The organism is Streptomyces sp. SID5464 (assembly GCF_009862985.1).
Classification (GTDB): domain Bacteria; phylum Actinomycetota; class Actinomycetes; order Streptomycetales; family Streptomycetaceae; genus Streptomyces; species Streptomyces chartreusis_D.
This window is the reverse complement of sequence record NZ_WWIQ01000077.1, coordinates 1-26,114: the sequence shown is the minus strand read 5'-3', so window position 1 is coordinate 26,114 and position 26,114 is coordinate 1. Positions and strand designations below refer to the sequence as shown.

Annotated in this window: 17 protein-coding genes; 11 read left to right on the top strand and 6 right to left on the bottom strand. The window is 71.9% G+C overall.

The window, feature by feature from the left end; genetic code table 11:
* The first annotated feature begins 42 nt into the window (after window positions 1-42).
* Window positions 43-1,494 carry an MFS transporter gene (locus GTY47_RS38865; RefSeq protein ID WP_102514988.1) on the top strand — a complete coding sequence of 484 codons (1,452 nt, stop codon included), beginning with the start codon at window positions 43-45 and terminating at the stop codon, window positions 1,492-1,494.
* A 76-nt stretch (window positions 1,495-1,570) separates the two neighbouring features.
* Here GTY47_RS38865 and GTY47_RS38860 read toward each other — a convergent pair whose 3' ends face one another.
* The 5 genes from GTY47_RS38860 to GTY47_RS38840 all read right to left on the bottom strand — a co-directional run bounded on the left by GTY47_RS38860 (window position 1,571) and on the right by GTY47_RS38840 (window position 6,236).
* Window positions 1,571-2,563, bottom strand: a complete 993-nt coding sequence (locus GTY47_RS38860; protein ID WP_102514989.1) for a ScbA/BarX family gamma-butyrolactone biosynthesis protein — start codon at window positions 2,561-2,563, stop codon at window positions 1,571-1,573.
* An 87-nt stretch (window positions 2,564-2,650) separates the two neighbouring features.
* Complete coding sequence (locus tag GTY47_RS38855; protein WP_010041685.1) at window positions 2,651-3,316, bottom strand: response regulator transcription factor; 666 nt, start codon at window positions 3,314-3,316, stop codon at window positions 2,651-2,653.
* A complete protein-coding gene (locus GTY47_RS38850) occupies window positions 3,309-4,559 on the bottom strand; it encodes a sensor histidine kinase (protein WP_010041684.1) in 1,251 nt (416 codons plus the stop codon). The genes GTY47_RS38855 and GTY47_RS38850 overlap by 8 nt, the downstream gene beginning before the upstream one ends.
* A 25-nt stretch (window positions 4,560-4,584) precedes the next feature.
* Window positions 4,585-5,334: an ABC transporter permease gene (locus tag GTY47_RS38845; RefSeq protein ID WP_010041683.1), complete on the bottom strand. Its 750-nt coding sequence runs from the start codon at window positions 5,332-5,334 to the stop codon at window positions 4,585-4,587.
* Window positions 5,331-6,236 (bottom strand): ABC transporter ATP-binding protein, encoded by a 906-nt coding sequence (locus GTY47_RS38840; RefSeq protein WP_010041681.1) that lies wholly within the window; start codon window positions 6,234-6,236, stop codon window positions 5,331-5,333. The genes GTY47_RS38845 and GTY47_RS38840 overlap by 4 nt, the downstream gene beginning before the upstream one ends.
* 182 nt (window positions 6,237-6,418) lie before the next feature.
* On the opposite strand from GTY47_RS38840, the gene GTY47_RS38835 reads away from it, so the two are divergent.
* The 8 genes from GTY47_RS38835 to GTY47_RS38800 all read left to right on the top strand — a co-directional run bounded on the left by GTY47_RS38835 (window position 6,419) and on the right by GTY47_RS38800 (window position 21,100).
* Complete coding sequence (locus GTY47_RS38835) at window positions 6,419-8,248, top strand: ABC transporter ATP-binding protein (RefSeq protein ID WP_010041679.1); 1,830 nt, start codon at window positions 6,419-6,421, stop codon at window positions 8,246-8,248.
* A complete protein-coding gene (locus tag GTY47_RS38830; protein ID WP_010041677.1) occupies window positions 8,245-10,122 on the top strand; it encodes an ABC transporter ATP-binding protein in 1,878 nt (625 codons plus the stop codon). The genes GTY47_RS38835 and GTY47_RS38830 overlap by 4 nt, the downstream gene beginning before the upstream one ends.
* 370 nt (window positions 10,123-10,492) lie before the next feature.
* A complete protein-coding gene (locus GTY47_RS38825; protein WP_231911234.1) occupies window positions 10,493-12,538 on the top strand; it encodes an NACHT domain-containing protein in 2,046 nt (681 codons plus the stop codon).
* Window positions 12,539-12,852: 314 nt separating this feature from the next.
* Window positions 12,853-14,628, top strand: a complete 1,776-nt coding sequence (locus tag GTY47_RS38820) for an ABC transporter ATP-binding protein (protein ID WP_010041673.1) — start codon at window positions 12,853-12,855, stop codon at window positions 14,626-14,628.
* On the top strand, window positions 14,625-16,397 hold the full coding sequence (locus GTY47_RS38815; protein ID WP_010041671.1) for an ABC transporter ATP-binding protein: 1,773 nt from the start codon (window positions 14,625-14,627) through the stop codon (window positions 16,395-16,397). The genes GTY47_RS38820 and GTY47_RS38815 overlap by 4 nt, the downstream gene beginning before the upstream one ends.
* A gap of 170 nt (window positions 16,398-16,567) precedes the next feature.
* Window positions 16,568-18,628 carry a M4 family metallopeptidase gene (locus GTY47_RS38810; protein ID WP_029181297.1) on the top strand — a complete coding sequence of 687 codons (2,061 nt, stop codon included), beginning with the start codon at window positions 16,568-16,570 and terminating at the stop codon, window positions 18,626-18,628.
* 209 nt (window positions 18,629-18,837) lie between these two features.
* Window positions 18,838-20,490 (top strand): M4 family metallopeptidase, encoded by a 1,653-nt coding sequence (locus GTY47_RS38805; protein WP_010041667.1) that lies wholly within the window; start codon window positions 18,838-18,840, stop codon window positions 20,488-20,490.
* Between the two features lie 70 nt (window positions 20,491-20,560).
* On the top strand, window positions 20,561-21,100 hold the full coding sequence (locus tag GTY47_RS38800; RefSeq protein ID WP_086012533.1) for a DUF1990 domain-containing protein: 540 nt from the start codon (window positions 20,561-20,563) through the stop codon (window positions 21,098-21,100).
* A gap of 49 nt (window positions 21,101-21,149) precedes the next feature.
* Here GTY47_RS38800 and GTY47_RS38795 read toward each other — a convergent pair whose 3' ends face one another.
* On the bottom strand, window positions 21,150-23,771 hold the full coding sequence (locus GTY47_RS38795; RefSeq protein ID WP_010041662.1) for a glycosyltransferase family 1 protein: 2,622 nt from the start codon (window positions 23,769-23,771) through the stop codon (window positions 21,150-21,152).
* 288 nt (window positions 23,772-24,059) lie between these two features.
* On the opposite strand from GTY47_RS38795, the gene GTY47_RS38790 reads away from it, so the two are divergent.
* On the top strand, window positions 24,060-25,262 hold the full coding sequence (locus GTY47_RS38790) for a S8 family peptidase (RefSeq protein WP_010041661.1): 1,203 nt from the start codon (window positions 24,060-24,062) through the stop codon (window positions 25,260-25,262).
* Between the two features lie 215 nt (window positions 25,263-25,477).
* The coding region (locus GTY47_RS38785; protein ID WP_158688418.1) for a maltotransferase domain-containing protein at window positions 25,478-26,114 on the top strand (637 nt) is incomplete at its 3' end.

Here is a 26,114-nt window from a genome sequence, read left to right as displayed (position 1 = left end):
ACCACCCCTGCGGAGACCGGCCCCGGTCCCACGCGGGTGCTGGTGGCCATCGCTCTGGCCGCCGTGATGCTGCCCATCTCCGTCACGGGTCCGGGAGTCGCCCTCGCCGACATGTCGGGCGCGCTGCACGCCTCGGCCGCCTCCACCCAGTGGGTGCTGAACGCCTACAACGTGGCGTTCACCGCCTTCATGCTCGCGGCCGGTTCGGCGGCCGACCTCTTCGGGCGCCGCCGCCTGTTCCTGAGCGGCACGGCCGTCTTCGCACTGGCCTCCCTCGTCGCGGGTACCGCTCCCACCATCCTGCTCGTGGACCTGGCGCGCTTCGTGCAGGGCATGGGCGCGGCAGCGGTGCTGACCAGTGGTTCCGCACTGCTCGCCCACACGTTCGGCGGGGCCGCCCGGGCCAGGGCCTTCGGCATCTTCGGCGCCTCGATCGGGTTCGGCCTGGCGATGGGGCCGTTCGTGTCCGGCCTGCTGGTGGGCGTGGCCTCCTGGCACGCCGTGTTCCTGGTCAACGTCCTGCTCGGTGCGGTCGTGCTCGTCCTGGCCCGGCCGCTGCCCGAGTCGAAGAACCCGGCTGCGCGGCGCATCGACCTGCCCGGCGTGGTGACCTTCACCCTGGCCCTCATGCTGCTCGCCCTCGGCTTCGTCGAGGGGCCCTCACAGGGCTGGGGCGGAGTCGTCACGCTCGGCTCCTTCGCGGGGGCGGCGCTGTTCCTCGCCCTGTTCGTCGTGGTCGAACTGCGCGTCGCGGAGCCGATGTTCGACCTGAGCCTGCTGCGGCGCCCCACGTTCGTCGCCATCATCTGGCAGCCGGTGAGCATCGTCTTCGCGTTCGCGGCCCTGCTCGTCTACCTGCCGCCGTACTTCCAGGGCGCGGGCGGGGCGGGGTCGACGATGTCCGGTGCGATGCTGCTGCCGCTGACGCTGCCGGTCTTCGTCCTGCCCCTGTTCACCGGCACGCTGGTGCGGTTGCTGTCCGTACGGATGCTGCTCGCCGTCGGACCGGCGGTGCTGGCCGTCGCGCTGTTGCTGATGACGTTCACCGACCCGGTGTCGTCCCGTACGGGGCTGTTCGCGGCGCTGCTGCTGGCCGGTGTCGGCATCGGTCTCGCCTTCGGCGTCATGGACAACGCGGCGGTCAGCGTGGTGCCGGCCGAGCGCAGCGGTATGGCGTCGGGCATGTTCAACACCCTCCGGGTCGCCGGCGAGACGATCGGCGTGGCGTGCGTGGGCGGGCTGCTGCTCACCTCGACCCGTCAGCAGCTGGCCGCGGGCGACGGCGCGATGGCCGACGACGTGGTCCAGGGCCGGCTGGGGTCCGTACGCGCGGACGGCGGGCAGGACCTGGTGGACCGGGCGGTCCAGGGTCTCCAGCACGGCTGGAGCGTCGTCTACGTGGTGCTGGCCTGCGTGGCGCTCGCCGGGGCGATCGCCATCTTCACCATGGTCCGTGACCGTGACCTGGACCCGGCCACCGCTCAGGAGGCGTGAGCCCCTCCTCACTCCGCCTACGGAACGAGAAGACCGTCCGGACCCCACCGCATGGGGTCCGGACGGTCTTTCTCGGTCACCGGCTGCCGCGTTCCAGACTGAAGGCGCCCCGGGCGACCGTGCGCCCGCCCTGCTCGAACGTCACGGGGACCGAGACGGTCCCGGCGGCGTCGGCCGCCTGCTCGTGGCCGTCGCCGACCACCGTCAGGGGCTCGTCGAGTTCCGCGTAGGCGTCGAACGAGGCCTCCAGCCCGGTGACCGACCACGACGCCGCCGGGGCCCCGAACAGCTCCTCCGCGGTCAGCAGGGCCGTCTGCCGTCCCGCCTCCATCAGCACCATGCCGGGCACGTGGTCCTGGGCGTGGTCGAACAGGCTGGGGTGCCCGCCGGCCACCCGAAGCCGGGCCCGGACCTGCCGGCCCTCGGTGGCCGGGTCGAGCAGCACCACGTTCTCCGGCCGCTCCCGGCCCACGCGCCCGGGCCGCACGAGGCCCTCCGTGACCGGGCGGCGGTACGACTCGGACGTCGGCGTGCTCCCGCCGTCCCGGCGGCCGCGGAGCATCCCGTACACGCTGTCGGCGACGTACTTCACGCGCATGGTCACCTCGCCCACCGGCCGCCCGGACACGGTGATCACCATGCGGTACCGCAGACCGCGCAGCGATCCCCCGGCCCACTGCGCGTCGTGCGTCGTGGCCGCGATCGCCACCTCGGCCGGCCCGTCGGCCCGCTCCAGCGCGGCCAGGCCCGGCAGCTCCATCGACCACTGCTGGAGAACGAACTTGGTGCCGTCCGGCGCCCCGAAGTGCGCGTGCACCGCGTGCGTCTCGGCCTGGCGGCAGCACTCCAGCAGGAACAGCGGATCGACCGCGGAGCCAGTGGTGTGATCGGTGTAGTAGGCGTGGGACGGCGGCAGTTGCGCTCCGGCCACGAAACGGTCGTCGTCGACCGCCGTGCCGTCGGTCAGGAACACCTCCGACAGCGCCCGCCGGTGTACGAGCCCCTTCGCCACGGTGCGCTCGAACGTGAGCGCACGCAGTGCGGCCCCCACACGGTCCGTCTCGGCCATCACGGTCACGCGAATCCCCTTTGTGCAGACTGTCCTTGACGACGGCCCACACTCCCAGCGACGGCTCACGCACCGCTCACGCGCTCGTCACGCCTCGCCCAGGATCCCCCGGTCGTACGCCACCGCCACCGCCGCCGCGCGGTCCTTGACGCCGAGCTTGGCGTAGAGGTGGGTGAGGTGGGTCTTCACGGTCGCCTCGCTGATGAACAGTTCGCGGGCGATCTCGCGGTTGGACGTGCCCTTGGCGACCAGGGCCAGCACCTCGCGTTCGCGGGCGGAGAGCGGTTCGTTGCCGGGAGCCCTGGGCGTGCGGACCGCGGAGACCAGGCGGGAGGCCACGGCCGGGGAGAGGACCGTACGGCCCTGCGCCGCCGCTCGTACGGCGGTGAACAGCTCCTCGCGGGGCGCGTCCTTCAGCAGGTAGCCGGTGGCGCCCGCCTCGATCGCGGGGAGGGTGTCGGAGTCGGTGTCGTAGGTGGTGAGGACGAGGACCTTGGCGCGGGCGCCGGTGCGGGTCAGTGCGCGGATGGCGTCCACTCCCCCGCCGCCCGGCATGCGCAGGTCCATCAGGATCACGTCCGGATCGAGGCCGGCGGCGAGCGAGAGCGCCTCGACGCCGTTCGACGCCTCCCCGAGGACCCGGAAGCCCGGGGCGGACTCGAACATGCCGCGCAGGCCGTCCCGTACGACGGGGTGGTCGTCGACGATGAGCAGGGTGATCGCGGCGTCACCCGTCGCGGCGTCTTCAGTCATGGCGGACCAACGGTACGCGAGCGGAGACCGCCGTACCGTGGCCCGGCTCGGACTCGACGGTGAGGGAGCCGGCGATGCGTTCGGCGCGGGCGCGCATGCCGTCGAGGCCGAAACCGCCGGAGCTCGTGCGGGTGGGGACGGCGACCGGGTCGAAGCCGCGTCCGTCGTCGCGGATGTCGAGGATCACCTCGTCGCCGAGGAAGGACAGCGTGATGCCGACGCGTTCGGCGGCCGCGTGCCGGGCGGCGTTGGAGAGGGCCTCCTGGACGATCCGCAGGAGCGTCGCCGCGACCTCCTCGTGGAGTTGCTCGGCGGTGCCGGTGACCGTGAACTCCGCGCGCACACCGGTCCGTTCGCCCCACTCGGCGACCGTCTTCTTCAGGGCTTCCGGCAGTCCGGCGTCGGTCAGCGCCACGGGGGCGAGGTTGTGCACGGAGCGGCGGGCCTCGCCGAGGCTGTGCCGGGCCAGGTCCGAGGCGCGGTCGAGGTGCGTGCGGGCCACGGCCGGGTCGGGCGCGTTCGCGACGACCTGGAGCTGGGCGATGATGCCGGTCAGGCCCTGGGCGATGGTGTCGTGGATCTCGGCGGCCAGCCGCCGGCGTTCGTCGGCGACGCCCGCCTCCCGTGCCTGGACGAGGAGTTGGGCGTGCAGGGCGGCGTTCTCGTCGAGGGCCCGTTGCAGGGCGGCGTTGGTGCGTTCGAGTTGGGTGATGGTGACGGCCCGCTCGCGGGAGCGCTGTTCCTCCTGCTGGGTGATGTGGCCGACCACCGTCAGCAGGCCGTAGTTCGCGACCAGCAGCACGGCGAACAGCAGCCACTGGGTCGGGCTGCGGATCGGCATCCCGCCGGACTGCGAGCCCGCCACGACGACGACGGTGGCGAGGAGACCGAGCCACTGCCGGCGCCTGCCGGGGATCAGTTCGTCGCTGTCGAAGTAGCCGCTGGACGCGTAGAACCCGAAGAACGGGTTCAGCCACGTGAGGGCGAAGGAGATCGCCCAGCGCAGGACGTAGTAGACGGTCCCGCGCGCGGACGGCGTCCGGCGGCCCCGGCGGGGCCCGTGCCACAGCTGGAGCAGCACCGCCGCGACGACCAGCGCCCCGCCCGCGTACCACTCGGCCGGGCTCGTCATCAGCTCGTGCGCGGCGATCGAGAGGAGGGTCGAGACGGCGAGCAGTCCGTAGACGCCCCAGGTGTGGAACTGGTTCTGACGGTGCTCGATCTGCTCGTCCGCCGCGGTCATCTCCCCAGTGTGCACGGCACGTCGCCTACTCCCAGCGGAACCAGCGCGAGGCACCGGCCGTCAGCAGCACGGTCCAGGCCACGAGCACTCCCAGGTGCCCCCAGCCCGGCCAGTCCCCCGCGGCGGACCGGTTCAGGGCCTCGGCCGCCGCGCCGAACGGCGTGAGGCCGACGGACCGCGCCAGTGCGTCCGGCATGGTCTGCACCGGCATCCACACGCCCGCGCAGAACATCGCGGGGAAGAACACCGCCGACCCGATGGCACCGGCGATCTTCGTGGACCGGGACAGCGCGCAGATCACCGCGCCCAGCGCGAGGGCGGCCAGCACGGCCAGCAGCAGGGCGATGGCGTATCCGAAGCCCTGCCGCGGCAGCCGTACGCCGAAGGCGAGCCGGCCGACCGCGAGGGCGAGCAGCGCCGACACCAGGGCGGCCCCGCCGTACAGCAGCATCTGCGCGGACAGCAGGGCGGCGGGGCGGACCGGGGTGGTGGACATCCGGCGCAGGATGCCGCGCTCGCGGTAGCCGGTGAGGGTCTGCGGCATCGCCTGGATCCCGCCCATGATGAGGCCGAGCAGCACGCTCACCGGGACGTAGCCGTCGACCGGGCGCAGCCCGCCGAAGGACGGGTCGGCCTCGCGGAAGGACGGGATCGAGCCGAGGATCACCAGCAGCAGCGTCGGGAACACCAGGATCCAGAAGAGGCTGCCGGGCTCCCGGCGGAAGAGGCGGATCTCGCTCTTCAGTACGGCGGTGTTGACGAGGGCCGTGCTCATGCCGCCGCCTCCTTCGTGAGGTCGAGGAACGCGTCGTCCAGGGTGGCGTCGGTGACCCGGAGCTGGTGGGCCGTGACGTGGCTGCGGGCGAGGAGGGAAATGACGGCGTTGACGGTCTCGTCGGTGCCGGACAGGGTGACGCGGCCGTCCCGGTGCTCGACCGACGCGAGCGCGGGCAGCGCGTTCAGGTCACGGTCGTCCAGCGGGGCGGACGGGGTGAAGCTGATGACGGTGGAGCCCGCCGAGCGGCGGATCAGTCCGGCCGGGGTGTCCAGGGCGGCCACCCGGCCCTTGTCGATCACGGCGATCCGGTCGCACAGCCGCTGCGCCTCCTCCATGAAGTGGGTGACGAGGAGGACGGTCACGCCGTTCGCGCGGATGTCCTCGATCAGCTCCCAGGTGTCCCGGCGGGCGCGCGGGTCTAGGCCGGTGGTCAGCTCGTCCAGGACGACGGCCCGGGGGTTGCCCACCAGCGCGAGCGCGATGAACAGCCGCTGCTTCTGGCCACCGGAGAGCTTGGCGAACCGGGTCGTCAACTTGGCGGTCAGGCCCAGGCGTTCGGCGAGCGGCCGCCAGTCGAGCGGGCTCGGGTAGAAGGCGCTGTACAGCTCCAGCGCCTCGCGGACGGTGAGCTTCGCCTGCAACTCGCTCTCCTGGAGCTGCGCGCCGAGCACGCGGCGGGTGGCCTCGTGCTCGGTGACGGGGTCGAGACCGGTGACGCGGACCCGGCCGGAGTCGGGCACGCGCAGCCCCTCGACACACTCCACGGCGGTGGTCTTGCCGGCGCCGTTGGGGCCGAGGATGCCGAAGATCTCGCCCTCCTCGACGGCGAAGGAGACACCGTCGACGGCCGGGCGGCCGCCGTAGGCCTTGCGCAGGTCGGTGACTTCGATGACGGACATGCGTCGAGGGTCCCGGGGCGGCGGGATCCGCGCATCGGCCGTCGCGCTCGAACGGGCATCAGCCGTTCGGCTGATGCCGGCGTACGACCCCTCGAACGCCCAGGTCGTAGGGCCGATGGACGCGCCCGGTACGGCGAAAACTCGGTGGGCGGTGTCAGTGGCGATCCGTAGGCTCGCTGCTGATGGCCACGACACCCGCCCCCGCCCAGGACCGTTCCGCCGTGCGTACGCTGCTGCGCCTGTGGCCGTACGTGCGGCCCGTGCGGGTGCGCCTGTTCACGGCCGCGTTCGTCGCGATACTGGCCTCCTGCGTGGGCCTGGTGATCCCGCTCGTCCTGAAGTGGATGGTGGACGGGCCGGTCGCCGACCGGGACCCGGGCGGGGTCTGGCTCGGCGCGCTGTACCTGCTGCTGCTCGGCGTCGCCGAGGCCCTGCTGTTCGGGCTGCGGCGGTGGCTGGTGGCCCGGCCGCTCTCCCATGTCGAGGCGTCCATGCGGGCGGATCTGTACCGGCACCTCCAGCGGCTGCCGGTGGCCTTCCACGACCGGTGGGCCTCGGGCCAGTTGCTGTCCCGGGGGACGACGGACCTGATGCTGCTGCGCATGTTCCTCGCCTTCCCGCTGACGTTCCTGCTGGTCAACGGTGTGACGATCCTCGTCGGCGTGGTCATCATGCTGCTCCAGGACTGGACCCTGGGGCTGGTGATCCTCGGGCCCGCCGTGCCCGTCATGGTCACCTGCGCGATCTTCGAGAAGCGGTACGCCAAGGTGGCCCGGCTCGCCCAGGACCAGGTCGGCGACCTGACCACGGTCGTCGAGGAGAGCGTGCTCGGCATCCGCATCATCAAGGGCTTCGGCCGGCACCGGAGTCAGGCCCGGGCCTTCCGGGAGCTGTCGGGGACGCTGCGCGGCACGGAACTGCGCAAGGCGCGGCTGCTGGCGACGATCTGGGGCGTCATCGTGACGCTGCCGGAGGTCGCGATCGGGGCGGCGCTGGTGGTGGGGGTCGTGCAGGTGGCCGACGGGGGGTTGTCGGCGGGGACGCTGGTGGCGTTCCTGTCCACGGCGCTGGCGTTGCGGTGGCCGGTGGAGTCGATCGGATTCCTGCTGGCGATGAGCCAGGAGGCGGCGACGGCGACGGAGCGGTATTTCGAGGTGATGGACGAGGAGGTGGAGGAGCGGGGCGTTGCCGGTGACCCGGCGTCACCGCCCGCAGCCGGGTCCGGTCTCCGGTTCCACGACGTCACCTTCCGCTACCCCGACGCCCCGCCCCACTCCCCTCCCGTCCTGGACAGGGTCGACCTGCACATCCGTCCCGGCGAGTCCATGGCCCTGGTCGGCGCGACGGGCAGCGGCAAGACGACCCTCACCGCGCTCATCCCCCGCTTCTACGAGGTGACCTCGGGCCGCATCACCCTCGACGGGGTCGACATCACGACCCTGTCCCGTCAGGCGCTGCGCGCCAAGGTCGCGGTCGCCTTCGAGGAGCCCACGCTCTTCTCGGCCCCGGTCGGCGACAACGTTCTGATGGGCGCCGACGACACGGCCGGCCCGGCCGAGCTGGAGCGCGCCCTGGCCGTCGCCCAGGCCGACTTCGTGTACGCGCTGCCGCAGGGGACCCGGACCCGGGTGGGCGAGCAGGGCCACAGTCTCTCCGGCGGGCAGCGGCAGCGCCTGGCGCTGGCCAGAGCTGTCGTCGGGCAGCCGGAGTTCCTCGTCCTGGACGACCCGCTGTCGGCCCTGGACGTGCACACCGAGGCCGCCGTGGAGGCCGCCCTGCGGCGGGTCCTCGCGGACACCACCGCCCTGATCGTGGCGCACCGCCCGTCCACGGTGCTGCTCGCCGACCGGGTCGCGCTGCTGTCCGGCGGCCGGATCGCCGCGGTCGGCACCCACCACGAACTGCTGCGGACGAACGCCGAGTACGCCCACTTGATGTCCGGCGAACACTCAGGGGAACAGCCGGGCGAACAATCGGGCGACCGGTCAGGCGAACAGGAGGGCGCACGATGACGGCGGCCACCACCGCACCGGCCGACGGGACACCCGACGACGAACCCGGCGCCGGGGGACCCGACGCTGGGACCCGGGCCACCGGTGACCCCTTCGACCGGGACGTCCTGCCCACGCCCCCGGGCGCCACCGCCGCCCTGCTGCGCTCCCTGCTCGCGCCCCTGAAGGCCCGCGTCACGGTCACGGCACTGCTTCTGCTGCTCCAGCAGGCGGTCGTGCAGGCGGGCCCGCTGCTCGTGGCGTACGCCATCGACCGGGCCGTGCCGGCCTTCCGGGCGCAGGACCACGGGCCGCTGATCGCGGTCGCCGTCGGCTATCTGGCGTGCGCGCTGGCCGCGGGCGGGCTCCAGTTCGCGTTCGTCGCCGCCGCGGCCCGCGTCAGCCAGGACGTGCTGCTCGATCTGCGCGGCCGGATCTTCCGCCACGCACAGGCACTGAGCGTCGACTTCCACGAGCGCTACACCTCGGGCCGGCTCATCTCCCGCTCCACGACGGACGTGGAGTCGCTGCGCGAGCTGCTGGACGAGGGTCTTCAGGAGCTCGTGACGGTCATCCTGTCCTTCGTCTACATCTCGGCGATGCTGCTCTGGCTGGATCTGGGGCTGGGCGGCGTGGCGATGGCGTCGTTCGTGCCGCTGTACGCCCTGGTGCGGCTGTACCAGCGCCGGGCCGGGCGGGTGTACCGGGCGCGGTCGACCGCCATCGCCGCCGTCATCGTCAAGTTCGTCGAGACCATGAACGGCATCCGGCCGGTGCGTGCCTTCCGCCGCGAGGCCGTCAACGACGCCGACTTCGGCGCGCTGAACGAGCGGCACGAGCGCACCAACGGGGACGCGCTGCTGGAGATGGCCCGGTACGTCACCGGTTCACGGCTGATCGCCAACACGACGGTCGCGGCGATCGTACTGTGGGGCGCCCACCGGGTCGCGGACGGCACGCTGGCCCTCGGTGTGCTGGCGGCCGCCGTGCTGTACCTGCGGCGGCTGTACGACCCCATCGACCGGCTGGGGATGTTCCTCAACTCCTACCAGTCGGCGGCGGCCTCCCTGGAGAAGATCGCCGGACTGCTCGCCCAGGCCCCTTCCGTGCCCGAGCCGTCGACTCCCCGGCAACTCCCTCCGCTGGAGGGCGAACAGCCGGGCCGCGAGGTCGTCTTCGACGCCGTCCGCTTCGGCTACCGCACCGGCGGCGAGGTGCTGCCCCGTTTCGACCTGACGATCCCGGCCGGGCAGACGGTCGCGGTCGTCGGCTCCACGGGCGCCGGCAAGTCGACGCTGGCCAAGCTGCTGGCCCGGTTGTACGACCCCTCCGACGGCCGGGTCCTGCTGGACGGCGTCGACCTGCGCGACCTCGCCGTGCCCGAACTGCGGCGCGGGGTGGTCATGGTGACGCAGGAGGCGTTCCTGTTCTCCGGCACGGTCGCCGAGAACATCGCGATCGGCCGCCCGGACGCCACGCGCGAGGAGATCGAGCGAGCGGCGAAGGAGATCGGCGCGCACGACTTCATCAGCTCCCTGCCCGACGGCTACGACACCGACGTACGCAAACGGGGCGGCCGTATCTCGGCCGGACAGCGGCAACTGGTCGCTTTCGCACGTGCGTTGCTGGCGGATCCGGCGGTGCTGATCCTCGACGAGGCGACCAGCTCGCTGGACATCCCGGGCGAGCGCGCGGTGCAGCGGGCGATGGCGACGGTGCTGAAGGGCCGTACGGCCGTGGTCATCGCGCACCGGCTGTCCACCGTCGAGATCGCGGACCGTGTCCTGGTGATGGAACACGGGGAGATCGTCGAGGACGGCGAACCGGCCGGACTCGTCGCGGGCACGGGCAGGTTCGCGGATCTGCACCGGGCCTGGCGGGACAGCCTCGCGTAGGACGGCGACGGTCTAGGATCCGTGACTTCGTTAGCAATGAAGGCGGTTCGTTAGCAGTGGATTAGCAAAACCGCGATCCCGTTGACAATGACTACGTTCAGCGGCGGTCTCCGCCGGGTCTCTTTCGATCTTCTTGCGTATGTGCTAGCCGCTCCCCCGCTGTCCCGGTCGTGGCAGTACGGAGCACGGGCAGCGCCCGTCGTGCACGCAGGGCTCCCACGGCGTCAATCTGATACGAGGGCGCGTCGGAAGCGGGAGATTGCTGCGCCGTACTTTCCAGAAGATTAGGGTGTTGGACGCCGGAATTGGTCTTCGCTGGGTGACGGGGCGGGTGATGGGGGCCAGGCGTAGGCAGGCGGGCGTGTTCGGCATGGGCACGGTGCTGCTGCTAGGTGTGGCGGTTGTTGTCGGCCTGCGGTTGTTCCCGGGGGCGGGCAGGGGGGATGTTGATCCGGCCGGGCTGACGGTGGGTTTGGTGTCCCTGGTGGCCGCGTTGTGGTCGGGCTGGATGGCGGTGCAGGCGCTGCGGTGGCAGGAGACCGACATCGCCGGGAATGCCGACCGGCTGGCGGTGGACGTGGTGGACGCGGAACGCGCCGCGTGGCGGCACCTGCTGGGCGCTCATGACCGGACCATCAACGTCCCATTCGTCCATCGCCCCGCCCCCGCGCACGAGGCAGCCGGCGCCGTCCCGCACGGGACGTTCCAGGACATCGCTGACTACTACCAGCGGCTGCGCCCGGGCCGGCTGGTCATCACCGGCGCTCCAGGCGCCGGCAAGACAGCCCTGGCCCTCCAGCTCGTGCTCCTCCTCCTTGAGCACCGCTCGCCGGGCGAGGCAGTCCCGGTACGACTGTCACTGCCTTCCTTCGACACCAATCGCCCGATGGAGGAGTGGATCGCCCGTCACCTGGTGACCACCTACGGCCTGTCCAAAAACGCTGCCCACGCGCTGGTCAAGGACCGGCGGGTGCTGCCGGTACTCGACGGCTTGGACGAGATGGACGCCGACCCCCAGCCGGGCTACGACTCTCGCGCCGCCCACGCGCTGCGCGCCCTCAACGCCTACCAGCAGGGCGTGGCCAAGGCCCAGCTGATCCTGACCTGCCGCAGCGGCTCCTACACCACCCTCCAAGCGGTAGGCGCATGGCTACACGACGCCGCCCGCATCGAACTCACCCCGCTCGACGCTGCGACCGCTTGGGACTTCCTGACCGACCGCGTCGATGGCCCCGACCGTTGGCAGAACGTCCTCGACGCCCTGGCTGCAGCCCCGGACGGCCCCCTGGCCGCGGGCTTGTCCACGCCATGGCGCCTGACCTTGGCCGCCACCGTCTACGAACAGCGCGCCCCACACACCGGGGCCTATCTGCGCCACCCCGACGCCCTGCTGGCCCCGTCTCTGAACACCCCCGACGCGGTGGGCGAACACCTCCTGGACCTTTTCATACCCGCAGCCACTGCTCTGGCCAGCGCGCCCCGCCACCGTGCTCCGTACAGCCCCGACCGCGTCCGCACGGGGCTGACCGTCCTGGCCCGCTACCTCAACCACAACGCCACCACCAACCGTGCCGTCGGAGGGCAGGCCCTTCCGAGCACCGACATCGTGCTCGCCGAACTATGGCCCCTAGTCGGCTCCCGCCCGGTGCGCGCCGCAGTCGCCGCCATCACCACCACCGCCACGCTGGCCAGCACCGCGGCCTGGCTCTTCCTTGACCCGCCATTCGACCCACTGCTCCCCACAGCCGTCGGCGCAGGGATCGTGTCGTTGAGGACCTGGGTGCAGCCAGGCCGGACAGCAAGATTGTCCCCAGTGCTCGGTCCCATGGCATTTGGCCCACCCCCACACCGCTTTGTCATCGGGGCAGCGGCCGAACCCCTATATGTCCTCGCGTTCTCGCTCTGGATCACGCTCTGGCTCGGGCTCCTGTCCGGGCTCCTGGCCGGTCTTGCAGCCGAAAGCCAGCTGGCTCACGCGATCGCGGTAGCGCTCCTGTTCGGGGCCATCGCCGGTGGCATAGTTGGGCAGGAGGGCCGGTTCGTGGTCGGGCTTGTGACTGGTCTTATGTTCGGATTCGCGTGCGGAGCCTATGCCTGGTTTGGCACCTTTCTCGAGTTCGATCACCTGCACGTGACCGGGATCATGGACGGGATCGTGACTCTGCTCGCGGACGCCCTCTTACCCGGACTCGCTATCGGACTCGTCGGCGGGCTCGTGTGGGGGGTCACGTCCGGGGAGGCCGGGTTGTGGTACATGGCCCTCTTGCTGTGTACCCGGCAGGGCTTCGGACGGTGGTTGCCGTGGCGGCTGAGCCGATTCCTGGACTGGTGCTCCGGAACCGGGCTGCTGCGGAAGGCAGGTACTGCCTACCAGTTCCGCCACCGCGAACTGCAGGACTTCCTTGCCCACCACTGACGACAGCCGGCGCCGGGAGGCTGCGGATGGGGGACGATACGGCCGCTAAGCGGACGTCAGGCAGACAGCTCACGGGCGCAGGCCCTCGACGTTTCTGCCACGACCAACACGCTGCCGAGCAAGGCCAAGCCCTCAGGCTGGCATTGATCAGGCTTAACTCGCTGTCACCAACCCCGCTCACGGAGACCACCGACTGCTAACGATCCACCGACACGGCTACTGCTCACCTCGCACGGATTCCGACGTATCCGCAGGAACCAGTGCTCACGAAGTCGCGGACCCTACAGACGGAGAGGACGGCGGAGGGCGGGCGGATGATCGACGCGTACGAGGACCCCGGCACACCCGACCACCGGGGCGGCGCCCGTTACCTGTGGTGGCTGGTCACCCGGCAGCCCTGGCGGTGCGCGGCCGGGGCGATGTTCGGCAGCGTGTGGATGGTGCTGCTGGCGGCGACCCCGTATCTGATGTCCCGGGCGATCGACGACGGGCTGGAGCCCGGGGACATGGGCGCGCTGACCGCCTGGAGCGGGGCGCTGTTCGCGGTGGGCGCCTTCAACGCCTGGCTGAGCATCATGCGCCACCGCACCATGACCCGCGTCCGGATGGACGCCAACTTCCGCACGGTGAAGGTCGTCGTCGGTCAGGCGGTGCGGCTCGGCGCGTCGCTGTCGCGGCAGACGGGGGCCGGGGAGGTCGTCACGATCGGGGTGGGCGACGTGCAGACGATCAGCCAGTCGCTGACGGTCGTCGGCCCCGGCGTCGGCGCGGTCGTGGCCTATCTGGTGGTCGCCGTCCTCCTGGTGTCGGTCTCCCCGCTCATCGCCCTGGTCGTGCTGCTCGGGATCCCGGTGATCGTCCTGCTCGTCGGGCCGCTGCTCGGGCGGCTGCAGGGGTCCGAGACGGAGTACCGCGAGCGGCAGGGCGTGCTCACCGCGCGGATCGGCGACCTGGCGGGCGGTCTGCGGGTCCTCGCCGGGCTGGGCGGCAAGACGCTGGTCGCGGACGCCTTCCGCCGTGACTCGCAGCGGCTGCGCGAGCAGGGGTACCGGGTCGGCGCGGTGACCAGCTGGGTCCAGGCCCTCGGCATCGGCCTGCCCACGCTGTTCCTCGCCGTGGTGACCTGGCTGGCAGCCCGCCTCGCCGCCCAGGGGGACATCACCGTGGGCCAGTTGGTGTCGGTCTACGGCTATGTCGCGGTGCTGGTGGGCCCGGTGTCCTTCTGGGTGGAGTGCGGATACCAGATCAGCCGCGGCCTGGTGTGCGCGCGCCGCGTCGTACGGTTCCTGCGGCTGGAGCCGACGCCGGACACCGGGACGCGCGACGCCCCGTCCGAGCCGTCGGCCCTGCACGACCCCGAGTCCGGTGTCCGCGTCCTGCCCGGCCGCCTGACGGCCTTGGTGGCGGAACACCCGGCCGACGCCGTGGCGGTGGTGGACCGCCTCGGCCGCTACACCCCGTCGGACGCGACCTGGGGCGGAGTGCGACTGGAGGACATCGCCCTGGGCCAGATCCGGGACCGCATCCTGGTTGCCGACCACGAGTCCGACCTGTTCGCAGGAACTCTCCAGGACATGATCGGACCTCTCAGGGGCGCGGGGCTGTCTCGATCTGCGGCTCCGCCGCGGGGCGCGACAAGCCACACACCACCCGCACCCGCCCACGGCGAACAAGCGGCACTCCGAACGGCGCTCCACACAGCCGCAGCCGAAGACATCGTCCAAGCCCTCCCCGACGGCCTGAACACCCGGATGGACGCCCAGGCCCGCAACCTCTCCGGCGGCCAGCGCCAACGCATCCGCCTGGCCAGAGCCCTCCTCGCCGACCCGGAGATCCTCCTCACCGTCGAGCCGACCTCCGCCCTCGACGCCCACACCGAGGCCACCGTCGCCGACCGCCTCCGTGAGGCCCGGCAAGGCCGCACCACGGTCGTGACCACCACCTCCCCCCTCGTCCTGGACCGCACGGACACCGTCCACTACCTGGTCGACGGCAAGGTCGCGGCCTCGGGCAGCCACCACGACCTGCTCGACACCACTCCCGGCTACCGCGCCCTCGTGGCCAGGGACACCGAGGAGTCCGTCCGATGAGCCGCGGACACCTCCCCGTGGCCGAACGGGCCGACGTCCGACGGGCGTTGCTGGACCTCGTACGGGCCGACACCCTGGCCTTCGGCACCGTCCTCGGCCTCAACGCCCTCGCCGCCATGGCCGGTCTGGCAGGACCCTGGCTGCTGGGCCGGATGATCGACGACGTCCGCGCCGGACACGGCGTCGCAGCCGTGGACCGGCTGGCCCTCGTCCTTCTGCTCTGCGCCGTCGCCCAGTTGCTCCTCGCCCGCTGGGCCCGCTACGTGGGTCACCGCTTCGGCGAACGCACCCTCGCGCGCGTACGGGAGCGGTTCGTCGACCGCGCCCTCGCCCTGCCCGCCTCGGTGGTGGAACGCGCCGGCACCGGCGATCTGACGGCCCGGGGCACCTCGGACGTCACGACCGTGGGCAACACCCTGCGGGACGCCGGTCCGATCCTGCTCATCAACCTCGTGCAGTGCCTGTTCCTGATCGGCGCGGTGTTCCTGCTGGATCCGCTGCTCGGTGTCCTCGGCGTGCTCGGCCTGACGCCGATCTGGCTGGCGCTGCGCTGGTATCTGCGGCGGGCCCGGGACGGGTATCTCGCCGAGGGTGCGGCCACCTCGGACGTCGCGGAGATCCTCGCGGCGACCGCGGCCGGGGCGCGCACGGTGGAGGCGTTCCGGCTCCAGGAGCGGCGGACGGCCGCGAGCCGTGACGCCCTGGAGAAGTCCCGCCGCACGCGCTTCCACACCCTGTTCCTGCGGTCGGTGTTCTTTCCGGCCGTGGAAGTCTCGTACGTGCTCCCCGTGGCCGGGACGCTGGTGATCGGCGGGGCGCTGCACACCTCGGGCGCGATGAGTCTCGGGGCGGTCGTGGCGGCGGCCCTGTATCTGCACCAGTTGAGCAATCCGCTGGACGAGATCCTGGTGCGGGTCGAGCAACTGCAGAGCAGCGGGGCCTCGTTCGCCCGGGTGGAGGGACTGGCCCGGGCCCCGCGGGCCGCCGAGGAGGGCGACGGCCCCGATCCGGACGGCGACCGTATCGACGTCACCGGCGTGCGCTACGCCTACGACGGGGGCGTCGAGGTGCTGCGCGGCGTCGACCTGACGGTGACGCCCGGCGAGCGACTGGCCATGGTCGGGCCGTCCGGCGCCGGCAAGACCACGCTGAGCCGGCTGATGGCGGGCATCGACGCGCCGACCGCCGGCTCGGTGACGGTCGGCGGCGTGCCGGTCGTGGGGCTCGGGCCGGAGCGGCTGCGCCGCCAGGTCGTGCTGGTCACCCAGGAGCACCACGTGTTCCTCGGCACGGTCCGCGACAACCTGCGGATCGCCGAACCGTCCGCCGGTGACGAGGAGTTGTGGAAGGCGCTTTCGGTGGTCGGCGCCGACGCGTGGGTGCGGGAGCTGCCGGACGGCCTGGACATGCTCCTGGGCCAGGGCGGTTGCCGCACCGACGGCTCGCAGGCCCAGCAACTCGCCCTGGCCCGCGTGGTGTTGGCGGACCCGCACACGCTGATCCTCGACGAGGCGACCGCGCTGCTCGACCCGACGACCGCCCGGCACACCGAGCGCGCCCTGGCAGCCGTACTGGAAGGGCGCACCGTCATCGCCGTCGCACACCGGCTGCACACCGCGCACGACGCCGACCGGGTGGCCGTGATGGAGGGCGGCCGGCTGACCGAACTCGGCACGCACGACGAGCTGGTGGCGGCGGGCGGGGCCTACGCGGCGCTGTGGCACTCCTGGCACGGGGACCTGCCCGACGCCCGGAAACCGTCCGTATAGCGAACATGAATTTCCGGTCAACGAACGGTTTCCGGCCATACTGTTGACGCGCTCCTGACAGAAAGCGCACTCGCCTGCCACGCTTCCCACGACTGCTCCACAGCAACCCCACAGCAACACCTCCACCTCCCCAGGCCGGGCGACCCCCGGTCCCGCAGAAGGAGCCAGTGTTGAGAAGCAGTTCCTCGCGAAGAAGCAGCTCCCACAGACGCACGTCCCACACCCCCCGCCGTACCGCGGCCGTGGCCCTCGCCGGCGTCGCCGCGCTGATCGCCGCCGCCGTGCAGAGCGGCACCGCCCTCGCAGCCCCGGAGAAGGCACCGTCGGCCGCGAGCAAGGCGACCCCCGGCTCGGAGTCGGTCAAGCTCACCCCCGCCCAGCGCGCCGCGCTGATCCGCGAGGCCGACGCCGCCAAGGCCGGGACGGCGAAGGAGCTGGGCCTCGGCGCCAAGGAGAAGCTGGTCGTCCGCGACGTCCTCAAGGACCGTGACGGCACCGTGCACACGCGTTACGAGCGCACCTACGACGGCCTGCCGGTCCTCGGCGGCGACCTCGTCGTCCAGAGTACGAAGGCGGACGCCACCGCGTCCGTCGTCAAGGCCGCCCGCGCCGCGATCAAGCCGGCCACGACGAAGGCCGCGGTGCCCGCCGCGAAGGCCCGGCAGCAGGCCCTGGCCGCGGGCAGGGCCGAGAAGGCCAAGAGCCCCGCCGTCAACCGCGAGCCCCGCAAGGTGATCTGGGCGGCCGACGGCAAGCCGGTCGTGGCCTACGAGACGGTCGTCGGCGGTTTCCAGCACGACGGCACCCCGCAGGAACTGCACGTCGTCACCGACGCCACCACCGGCGAGAAGCTGTACGCGTGGGAGGCGATCGAGACCGGCACCGGCAACACGGTGTACTCCGGCACGGTCGACCTCACCACCACGCAGTCCGGGTCGACGTACAACCTCACCGACGGCGCCCGCGGCAACCACAAGACGTACAACCTCAATCGCGGCACCTCCGGCACCGGCACGCTCTTCTCCGGCTCCGACGACGTCTGGGGCAACGGCAGCCCCTCCAACCTGGAGTCGGCCGCCGCCGACGCGCACTACGGGGCCGCGCTGACGTGGGACTACTACAAGAACGTGCACGGCCGCAGCGGCATCCGCGGTGACGGCACGGGCGCGTACTCGCGGGTCCACTACGGCAACAACTACGTCAACGCGTTCTGGTCGGACAGCTGCTTCTGCATGACCTACGGCGACGGCTCGGGCAACGCGAACCCGCTGACGTCGATCGACGTGGCCGCGCACGAGATGACCCACGGGCTCACCTCCAACACGGCGGGCCTCAACTACAGCGGCGAGTCCGGCGGCCTGAACGAGGCGACCAGCGACATCTTCGGCTCGACCGTCGAGTTCTACGCGAAGAACTCCTCCGACGTCGGTGACTACCTCATCGGCGAGGAGATCGACATCAACGGCGACGGCACGCCGTTGCGCTACATGGACAAGCCCAGCAGGGACGGCTCGTCCAAGGACGCCTGGTACTCGGGCATCGGCTCGATCGACGTGCACTACTCCTCGGGCCCCGCGAACCACTTCTTCTACCTGCTGAGCGAGGGCAGCGGCACCAAGACCATCAACGGTGTCACCTACGACTCGCCCACCTCGGACGGCCTTCCGGTCACCGGCATCGGCCGGGACAAGGCGGAGAAGATCTGGTTCCGCGCGCTGACCACCAAGTTCACCTCGACCACCAACTACGCGGGCGCCCGTACCGGCACCCTCGCGGCGGCCGGTGAGCTGTACGGCACCGACAGCGCCGAGTACAAGGGGGTCCAGGACGCGTGGGCGGGCGTGAACGTCGGCACGCGCTCCGGCGGCGGAGGCGGCGGCGGTACGTCCTTCGAGAACACCGCCGACGTGGCGATCCCGGACCGGGGCGCGGCGGTCACGTCGTCGATCACCGTCTCCGGGCGGACGGGCAACGCGCCGTCGAACCTCCAGGTCGCCGTGGACATCGTCCACACCTACATCGGCGACCTCCAGGTGCAGCTGGTCGCCCCCGACGGCACGGCGTACACGCTGAAGGGCTACGGCACCGGCGGCAGCGCGGACAACCTGAACACGACGTACACGGTGAACGCTTCGTCCGAGGCCGCCAACGGCGTCTGGCAGCTGCGGGTCCAGGACAACGCGGCCCGCGACACCGGCTACATCAACAGCTGGAAGCTCACCTTCCCGTAGGCCCGTTCGCGGTCTGCCCAGGGCAGGGCGCCGCCCCGGTGGGTTCGACTCCCCCGGGACGGCGCCCGCTTCACGTGCCCGGGCGTACACCTCGTCGTCGATTTCCGGCCAACATCACGCGGGCTCCTGACATGTACGCGTCTCAAGTGCCACTCTTCCCCCACCCGCCGCACAGCACCACAGCGCTTCCCCCACACCTAGGAGCTTGTGTGTCCACCTCTCTCTACGCGCGTCACAAGCGCACCACGCTCGCCATCGCCACCGCCGTCGCGGCCGGCGCCCTGCTCACCACCGGCCTGGCCTCCGGCAGCAGCGTCGCCGCCGACTCCTCCGCCGCCGGCAAGCCGGCCCTCGCCGCCGCACCCGTCCTGCTGACCGCGCCCGCCCGCGCCGCCCTCATCAAGGAGCAGCAGGCGGAGGCCACCGGGACCGCCGGCGAGATAGGCCTCGGCGCACAGGAGAAGCTGGTCGTCAAGGACGTCGTGAAGGACGCCGACGGCACGGTCCACACCCGCTACGAGCGCACCTACGCGGGCCTGCCGGTCCTCGGCGGCGACCTCGTGGTGCACGAGTCGAAGTCCGGCGCGACCAAGGGCGTCACCAGAGCGACGAAGGCCAAGCTCGAGGTCGACTCGCTCAAGCCCGCCGTCACCGCCGCCAAGGCGGAGAAGCAGGCCGTGACGCTCGCCAAGGTCGCCGGCTCGGAGAAGACCGAGGCGAACTCCACGCCCCGCAAGGTGATCTGGGCGGCCGACGGCAAGCCCACCCTCGCCTACGAGACGGTCGTCGGCGGCCTCCAGGAGGACGGCACCCCGAACGAGCTGCACGTCGTCACCGACGCCGCCACCGGCAAGAAGCTCTACGAGTACCAGGGCATCGAGACCGGCACGGGCAACACCACGTACAGCGGCACGGTCACCCTCAGCACCACCAAGTCCGGGTCGACGTACAACCTCACGGACGGCACGCGCGGCGGCCACAAGACGTACAACCTGAACCGCGGCACCTCCGGCACCGGCACCCTCTTCTCCGGCTCCGACGACGTCTGGGGCAACGGCAACCCGTCCAACCTGGAGACCGCCGCCGCCGACGCGCACTACGGCGCCCAGGTGACCTGGGACTTCTACAAGAGCACCTTCGGCCGCAGCGGCATCCGCAACGACGGCAAGGCGGCGTACTCACGCGTCCACTACGGCAACAACTACGTCAACGCGTTCTGGTCGGACAGCTGCTTCTGCATGACCTACGGCGACGGCTCGGGCAACACCCACCCGCTGACCTCGCTCGACGTGGCCGCGCACGAGATGAGCCACGGTCTGACCTCGGCCACGGCCGGCCTCAACTACAGCGGCGAGTCCGGCGGCCTGAACGAGGCGACCAGCGACATCTTCGGCGCGGGCGCGGAGTTCTTCGCGAACAACTCCTCCGACGTCGGTGACTACCTCATCGGCGAGGAGATCGACATCAACGGCGACGGCTCCCCGCTGCGCTACATGGACAAGCCCAGCAAGGACGGCTCGTCCAAGGACGCCTGGTCCGCCGGCCTCGGCGGCCTGGACGTGCACTACTCCTCGGGCCCCGCCAACCACTTCTTCTACCTGCTCTCCGAGGGCAGCGGCTCGAAGACCATCAACGGCGTGACCTACAACTCGCCGACGTCCAACGGCTCCACGGTCACCGGCATCGGCCGCACCAAGGCGCTCCAGATCTGGTACAAGGCGCTGACGACGTACATGACGTCGACGACCAAGTACGCGGGCGCCCGCACGGCGACCCTGAACGCGGCCTCGGCGCTGTACGGCGCGTCCAGCGCCGAGTACAAGGCGGTCGCGGCCGCCTGGTCCGCCGTCAACGTCGGCTGACCGAAGCACGGCCAGGACACCCCCTGGGGCGGTACCCGGACCGAAGGCAGACCCGGGTGCCGCCCTACTCTTGGTGACCGTGTCTTATCCGGATCCGAAGGACTTCACCTACGCCGATGTCGGCGCCACCCGCGACGAGGGCTTCTGCCCGCCGGGCTTCCATCCCATGAACGTGCGCACCCGTCTCGGCGAGGGCGAGGAGGTCTTCCGCCGGGCCTCGGAGGCGGTGCTCACCTGGGAGATGCACCGGGCCCTGGGCGTCGGCATCGACGCCGGCGCGGACCGGGCCGCCCCCGGCGTCGACGTCACCGTCACCCTGGCCGGCATGATCAAGGCCCCCTGCCGCGTGGTGTGGACGGTCGAGGAACCCCGCCGCGCGGGCTGGGCGTACGGCACGTTGCCCGGCCACCCGGAAACCGGCGAGGAGTCCTTCGTGGTGGACCGCACGGGCGACGGCACGGTCTGGCTGACGGTGAACGCCTTCAGCCGCGGCGCCAAGTGGTACGCGAAGGCGGGCGGCCCGGCGACCAGAGGCTTCCAGCACGCTTACGCACGCAGGTGCGGCACCGTCCTACGGAACCTGGCGACGCCGGGTGGCGAGTTGCCCTGAGGGGCGCGGGGAACTGCGCGCTCACCCCCCACGCACCCGCAGACGAGACTCAACGCATCAACAGCCCCGCCGCCTCCACCAACTCCTCGGACGGTCCGGCCACAAGCCCCAACTCCGCGCTGGACGCCAACAGCCGATGCGCAGGCAGGATCCGCACCGTATACCCGAAAGGCCCGGTGCGATCCAGCGACAAGGGCCCCTCATAAACCCACCGCCCGTCCTGCTCGGCGGAGCCCACCGGCTTCAACGGAACGACCGCCGCGTCGGCGATGTGGTCCTCCTCGTCCACCCGCCCCGAAACGGCCTGCACCTCCACGTCGTCCGGTCCGAGCTCACCGAGACCGACCCGCACGCGAAGCCCCAGCGTCGTACCCAGCTCCGCCAGCGCCGCCGACGCCGACGTCTCCACATGGTCGACGGTGACCCCCGGCCACGCCGCCCGCACCCTGGTCTTCCACTCGGCGAGATCGCGCGCCGCGTCCGGGCCCATGGACCGGTGGGAGAGCGCAGCGGGCGCGTAGAGCCGCTCGACGTACTCGCGGACCATCCGCCCGGCCAGCACCTTCGGCCCGAGCAGGCTCAGGGTCTGGCGGACCATCTCGATCCAGCGGTCCGGCAGCCCGCTCTGGCCACCACGCTCGTAGAAGCGCGGCGTCACCCGCTGTTCCAGCAGGTCGTACAGCGCCGCGGCCTCTATGTCGTCGCGGTGGTCCGGGTCGGTCCCCACCCCGTCGGCCGTGGGGATGGCCCAGCCGAAGTCCGGCTGGAACCACTCGTCCCACCAGCCGTCCAGGACGGACAGGTTGAGACAACCGTTGAGCGCCGCCTTCATCCCGGAGGTGCCGCAGGCCTCCAGTGGCCTGAGCGGGTTGTTCAGCCAGATGTCGCAGCCGGGGTAGAGCTTCTGCGCCATCCCCATGCCGTAGTCCGGCAGGAACACGATCCGGTGCCGTACCCGCGGATCGTCCGCGAACCGCACCAGCTCCTGCACCAGCCGCTTCCCGCCGTCGTCCGCGGGGTGTGCCTTGCCCGCCACGACGATCTGGACCGGCCGCTCGGGATGCAGCAGCAGGCCCATCAGCCGGTCCCGGTCGCGCAGCATCAGCGTCAGGCGCTTGTACGACGGGACCCGCCGCGCGAAACCGATGGTGAGGACGTCCGGGTCGAGCACGCCGTCGATCCAGCCCAGCTCGGCCGTGCCGGCGCCGCGCTGCCGCCAGGAGGCCCGCAGCCGCTCCCGCACCTCCGTCACCAGTTGCTCGCGCAAGCCCCGCCGCAGCTCCCAGATCTCCTGGTCGGGGATGTCCGCCACCGCGTCCCAGCGGTCCGAGCCGCCGACGGTCAGGGCGTCCTCGGCGCGCTGGACGCCGATCTGCCGGGCGCCGAGCCGGAACACCTCGGGCGCGACCCAGGTCGGCGCGTGCACCCCGTTGGTCACCGAGGTGATCGGCACCTCGTCGGCGTCGAATCCGGGCCACAGTCCCGAGAACATCTCGCGGCTGACGTTGCCGTGCAGCAGGGACACGCCGTTGGCGCGCTGGGCGAGGCGCAGGCCCATCACGGCCATGTTGAACAGGTTGGGCTCGCCGCCGGGGTAGGTCTCCATGCCGAGCCCGAGGACGCGCTGGACGTCGATGCGGGGCAGCTCGGCGTCGGGGCCGAAGTGGCGGGCGACCAGCTCGCGGTCGAAGCGGTCGATGCCGGCCGGGACGGGGGTGTGGGTGGTGAAGACGGTCCCGGCGCGGACCGCCTCCAGCGCCGAGTCGAAGTCGAGGCCCCCGGCGCAGAGCTCGGCGATCCGCTCCAGGCCGAGGAACCCGGCGTGTCCCTCGTTGGTGTGGAACACCTCCGGCTCGGGGTGCCCGGTCAGCCGGCAGTACGTGCGCACCGCCCGGACCCCTCCTATGCCGAGCAGCATCTCCTGGAGCAGCCGGTGCTCGCTGCCGCCGCCGTAGAGCCGGTCGGTCACGCCGCGCTCGCCGAGGTCGTTCTCCTCGACGTCCGAGTCCAGCATCAGCAGCGGGACCCGGCCGACCTGCGCCAGCCAGATCCGGGCGTGCAGTCGCCTGCCGCCGGGCAGGGCGAGGGCGACCTGGGCGGGGCTGCCGTCCGGCTCCTCCAGGAGGACCACGGGCAGCTCGTGGGGGTCGAGGACGGGGTAGTGCTCCTGCTGCCAGCCGTCCCGGGACAGGGTCTGGCGGAAGTAGCCGTGCCGGTAGAGCAGGCCGACTCCGATCAGCGGGACACCGAGGTCGCTGGCGGCCTTCAGGTGGTCGCCGGCCAGGATGCCGAGGCCGCCGGAGTACTGGGGCAGGGCGGCCGTGATGCCGAACTCGGGTGAGAAGTAGGCGATCGCGGCGGGGAGTTCGTCGGGCTGGGCCTGGTACCAGCGGTCGCCGGTCATGTAGTCGTTCAGATCGCCCGTGGCCGTGGCGAGGCGGCGCAGGAAGCGGCGGTCCGAGGCCAGGTCCGCGAGCCGCGCGGGCGGCACGCTGCCCAGCAGCCGGACCGGGTCGCCGCCCGAGGCGGCCCAGCGCTCGGGATCGACGGACTGGAACAGGTCACGGGTCTCCGCATGCCACGACCAGCGCAGATTGCGGGCCAGATCACTGAGCGGCCGGAGGGGTTCGGGGAGAACGGGTCGGACGGTGAATCGACGGATCGCCTTCACGGGTTCCACCTCGGCGCGTTCGCAGGATGACGCAGGGTTCTGACACAGGGCTTCATCGACGTCACCTACGACAGTACCGGCGTCGGCGCCGCCGCCGCTGAAGCTCCGCCTCCCGACCCCCGATCGGCCGGAACCGGACCATCCACGGATATGGCCGATTCCGTCCCACAGGCGTCCTTGTGGCGCTTCACCTGCCACGAGAGGCTGCCCCTGGCGTACCGGCCCGCGCCTGCCGTACGCGGTGCCGCGCGGCAGCCGTACGCCGAGTCGAGGAGGGGAACTCGGACCATGGGACGGACGCGCACACGGCGTCTGCGCTGGACGGGGGGCCTGGTGGCGGCGGTCTGCGCCGCGGCGTTTTCGGCCATCACCCTGCCCGCGCACGCCGTACCGGAGGGGCGGATACTCGGCGCCGGAGAACCCGGCTCCGTGCACGGAAGTTACGTGGTGACACTGAAGGAGGGCATACGGGCTCCGTCGGCGGCCGGCAGGGCCCTCGCCGAGACGTACGGGGTGGACATCAGCCACACCTACGGCACCGTCCTGAACGGCTACGCGATCAGGACCGACGCGAGACGGGCCGGGCGGCTCGCCGCCGACCCCCGGGTCGCCTCGGTCGTCCAGGACACCCGCGTGCGGCTGGACCGCGCACAGCCCGAGCCGCCCTCCTGGGGGCTGGACCGCGTCGACCAGCCGAGTCTGCCGCTGGACCGGAGCTACACCTCGCCCGAGTCGGCGGGCGCCGGGGTGACGGTGTACGTGATCGACACCGGTGTCCGGACCACGCACCAGGACTTCGGCGGCCGGGCGAGCCACGGCTGGGACTTCGTCGGGGACGACGAGGTCGCGTCGGACGCCAACGGCCACGGCACGCACGTCGCCGGCACGGTCGCCGGGAGGGCCCACGGTGTCGCCAAGCGGGCCCGCATCGTCTCCGTACGCGTCCTCGACGCCGCGGGGGCGGGCACCACGGCCCGGGTGATCGCCGGGATCGACTGGGTGACCCGGCACGCGAAGAAGCCCGCCGTCGCCAACCTCAGCCTGGGCGGCCCGCGCAACGACCGGCTGGACGCCGCCGTCCGCGCTTCCATCGCCTCCGGCGTCACGTACACGGTCGCCGCGGGCAACGACGGCAGGCCGGCCGGCCTGTACTCCCCGGGGAGCGTCAAGCAGGCGATCACGGTCGGCGCGACCGACCGGAGGGATACGAAACCGGCCTTCTCCAACCACGGTCCGGCCCTGGATCTCTTCGCCCCGGGCGTGCACATCACCTCCGCGTCCGCCGCGAGCGACACGGCACACGCCTCCTTCTCGGGTACCTCGATGGCGGCACCGCACGCCGCGGGCGCGGCCGCGCTGTATCTGGCGGAGCACCCGAAGGCGGCTCCGGCCCAGGTCGGGAGGGCCCTGACCGCGGGAGCGGCGACCGGAAAGGTCTCCGGCCGGGGTCTCGGTTCGCCGGACAAGTTACTGCGGGTGCCGCGGACCTAGGGCGAAGGAACAGCCACGCGAAGGGGCCGGCCTCGTCCGTCGCGGACGAGGCCGGTCTTGTGTGTCGACATACGCGTGAGTAGTTAACAAAGTGCCGGATTGCCCACCCGAATAGGGTGGGAAGGCTCCTCCGGGTACCCCTCTCAGGAGCACCATGCAGGACCCACCTCCCCACAGACATCCGCCCACCCACGTTGACGCGGACAGGAGCGGTCATGCCCGCCAAGCACCATTCGCCAGCACCCCCCAACCGCCGCACCACCGGGGCGCGCGCTCCCGGCGGCGAAGCACGCCCCGCGCGCCCGGCCGACGCCGGTCCGCCGGTCCCGACACCGCCCCCCGTGGGCGACGCGACCGCCGTCGGGCGCATACCCGTTCTCGATGTCCGCCCGGTCGTCCAGCGCGGACGCCGGCCGGCCAAGGCCGTGACCGGCGAGACCTTCGAGATCTCGGCGACCGTGTTCCGGGAGGGGCACGACGCGGTCGCCGCCAACGTCGTCCTGAGGGATCCGGAGGGCCGCCCCGGCCCGTGGACACCGATGCGCGAGCTGGCCCCCGGGACGGACCGGTGGGGCGCCGAGGTCACCGCCGGTGAGCCCGGCCTGTGGACGTTCGCCGTGGAAGCGTGGGGCGACCCGGTCAGCACCTGGCGCCATCACGCCCAGATCAAGATCCCGGCGGGCATGGACACGGACGTCGTCCTGGAGGAGGGCGCGCGCCTGTACGAGAGGGCGGCCGCCGGTGTGCCCGAGGAGGGGGGCCCGCGGGACGTGATCCGCGCGGCCGTCGAAGCCCTGCGGGACGAGAACCGCCCGGCGGCGGCGCGGCTGGCGGCGGCGCTGACGCCGGAGG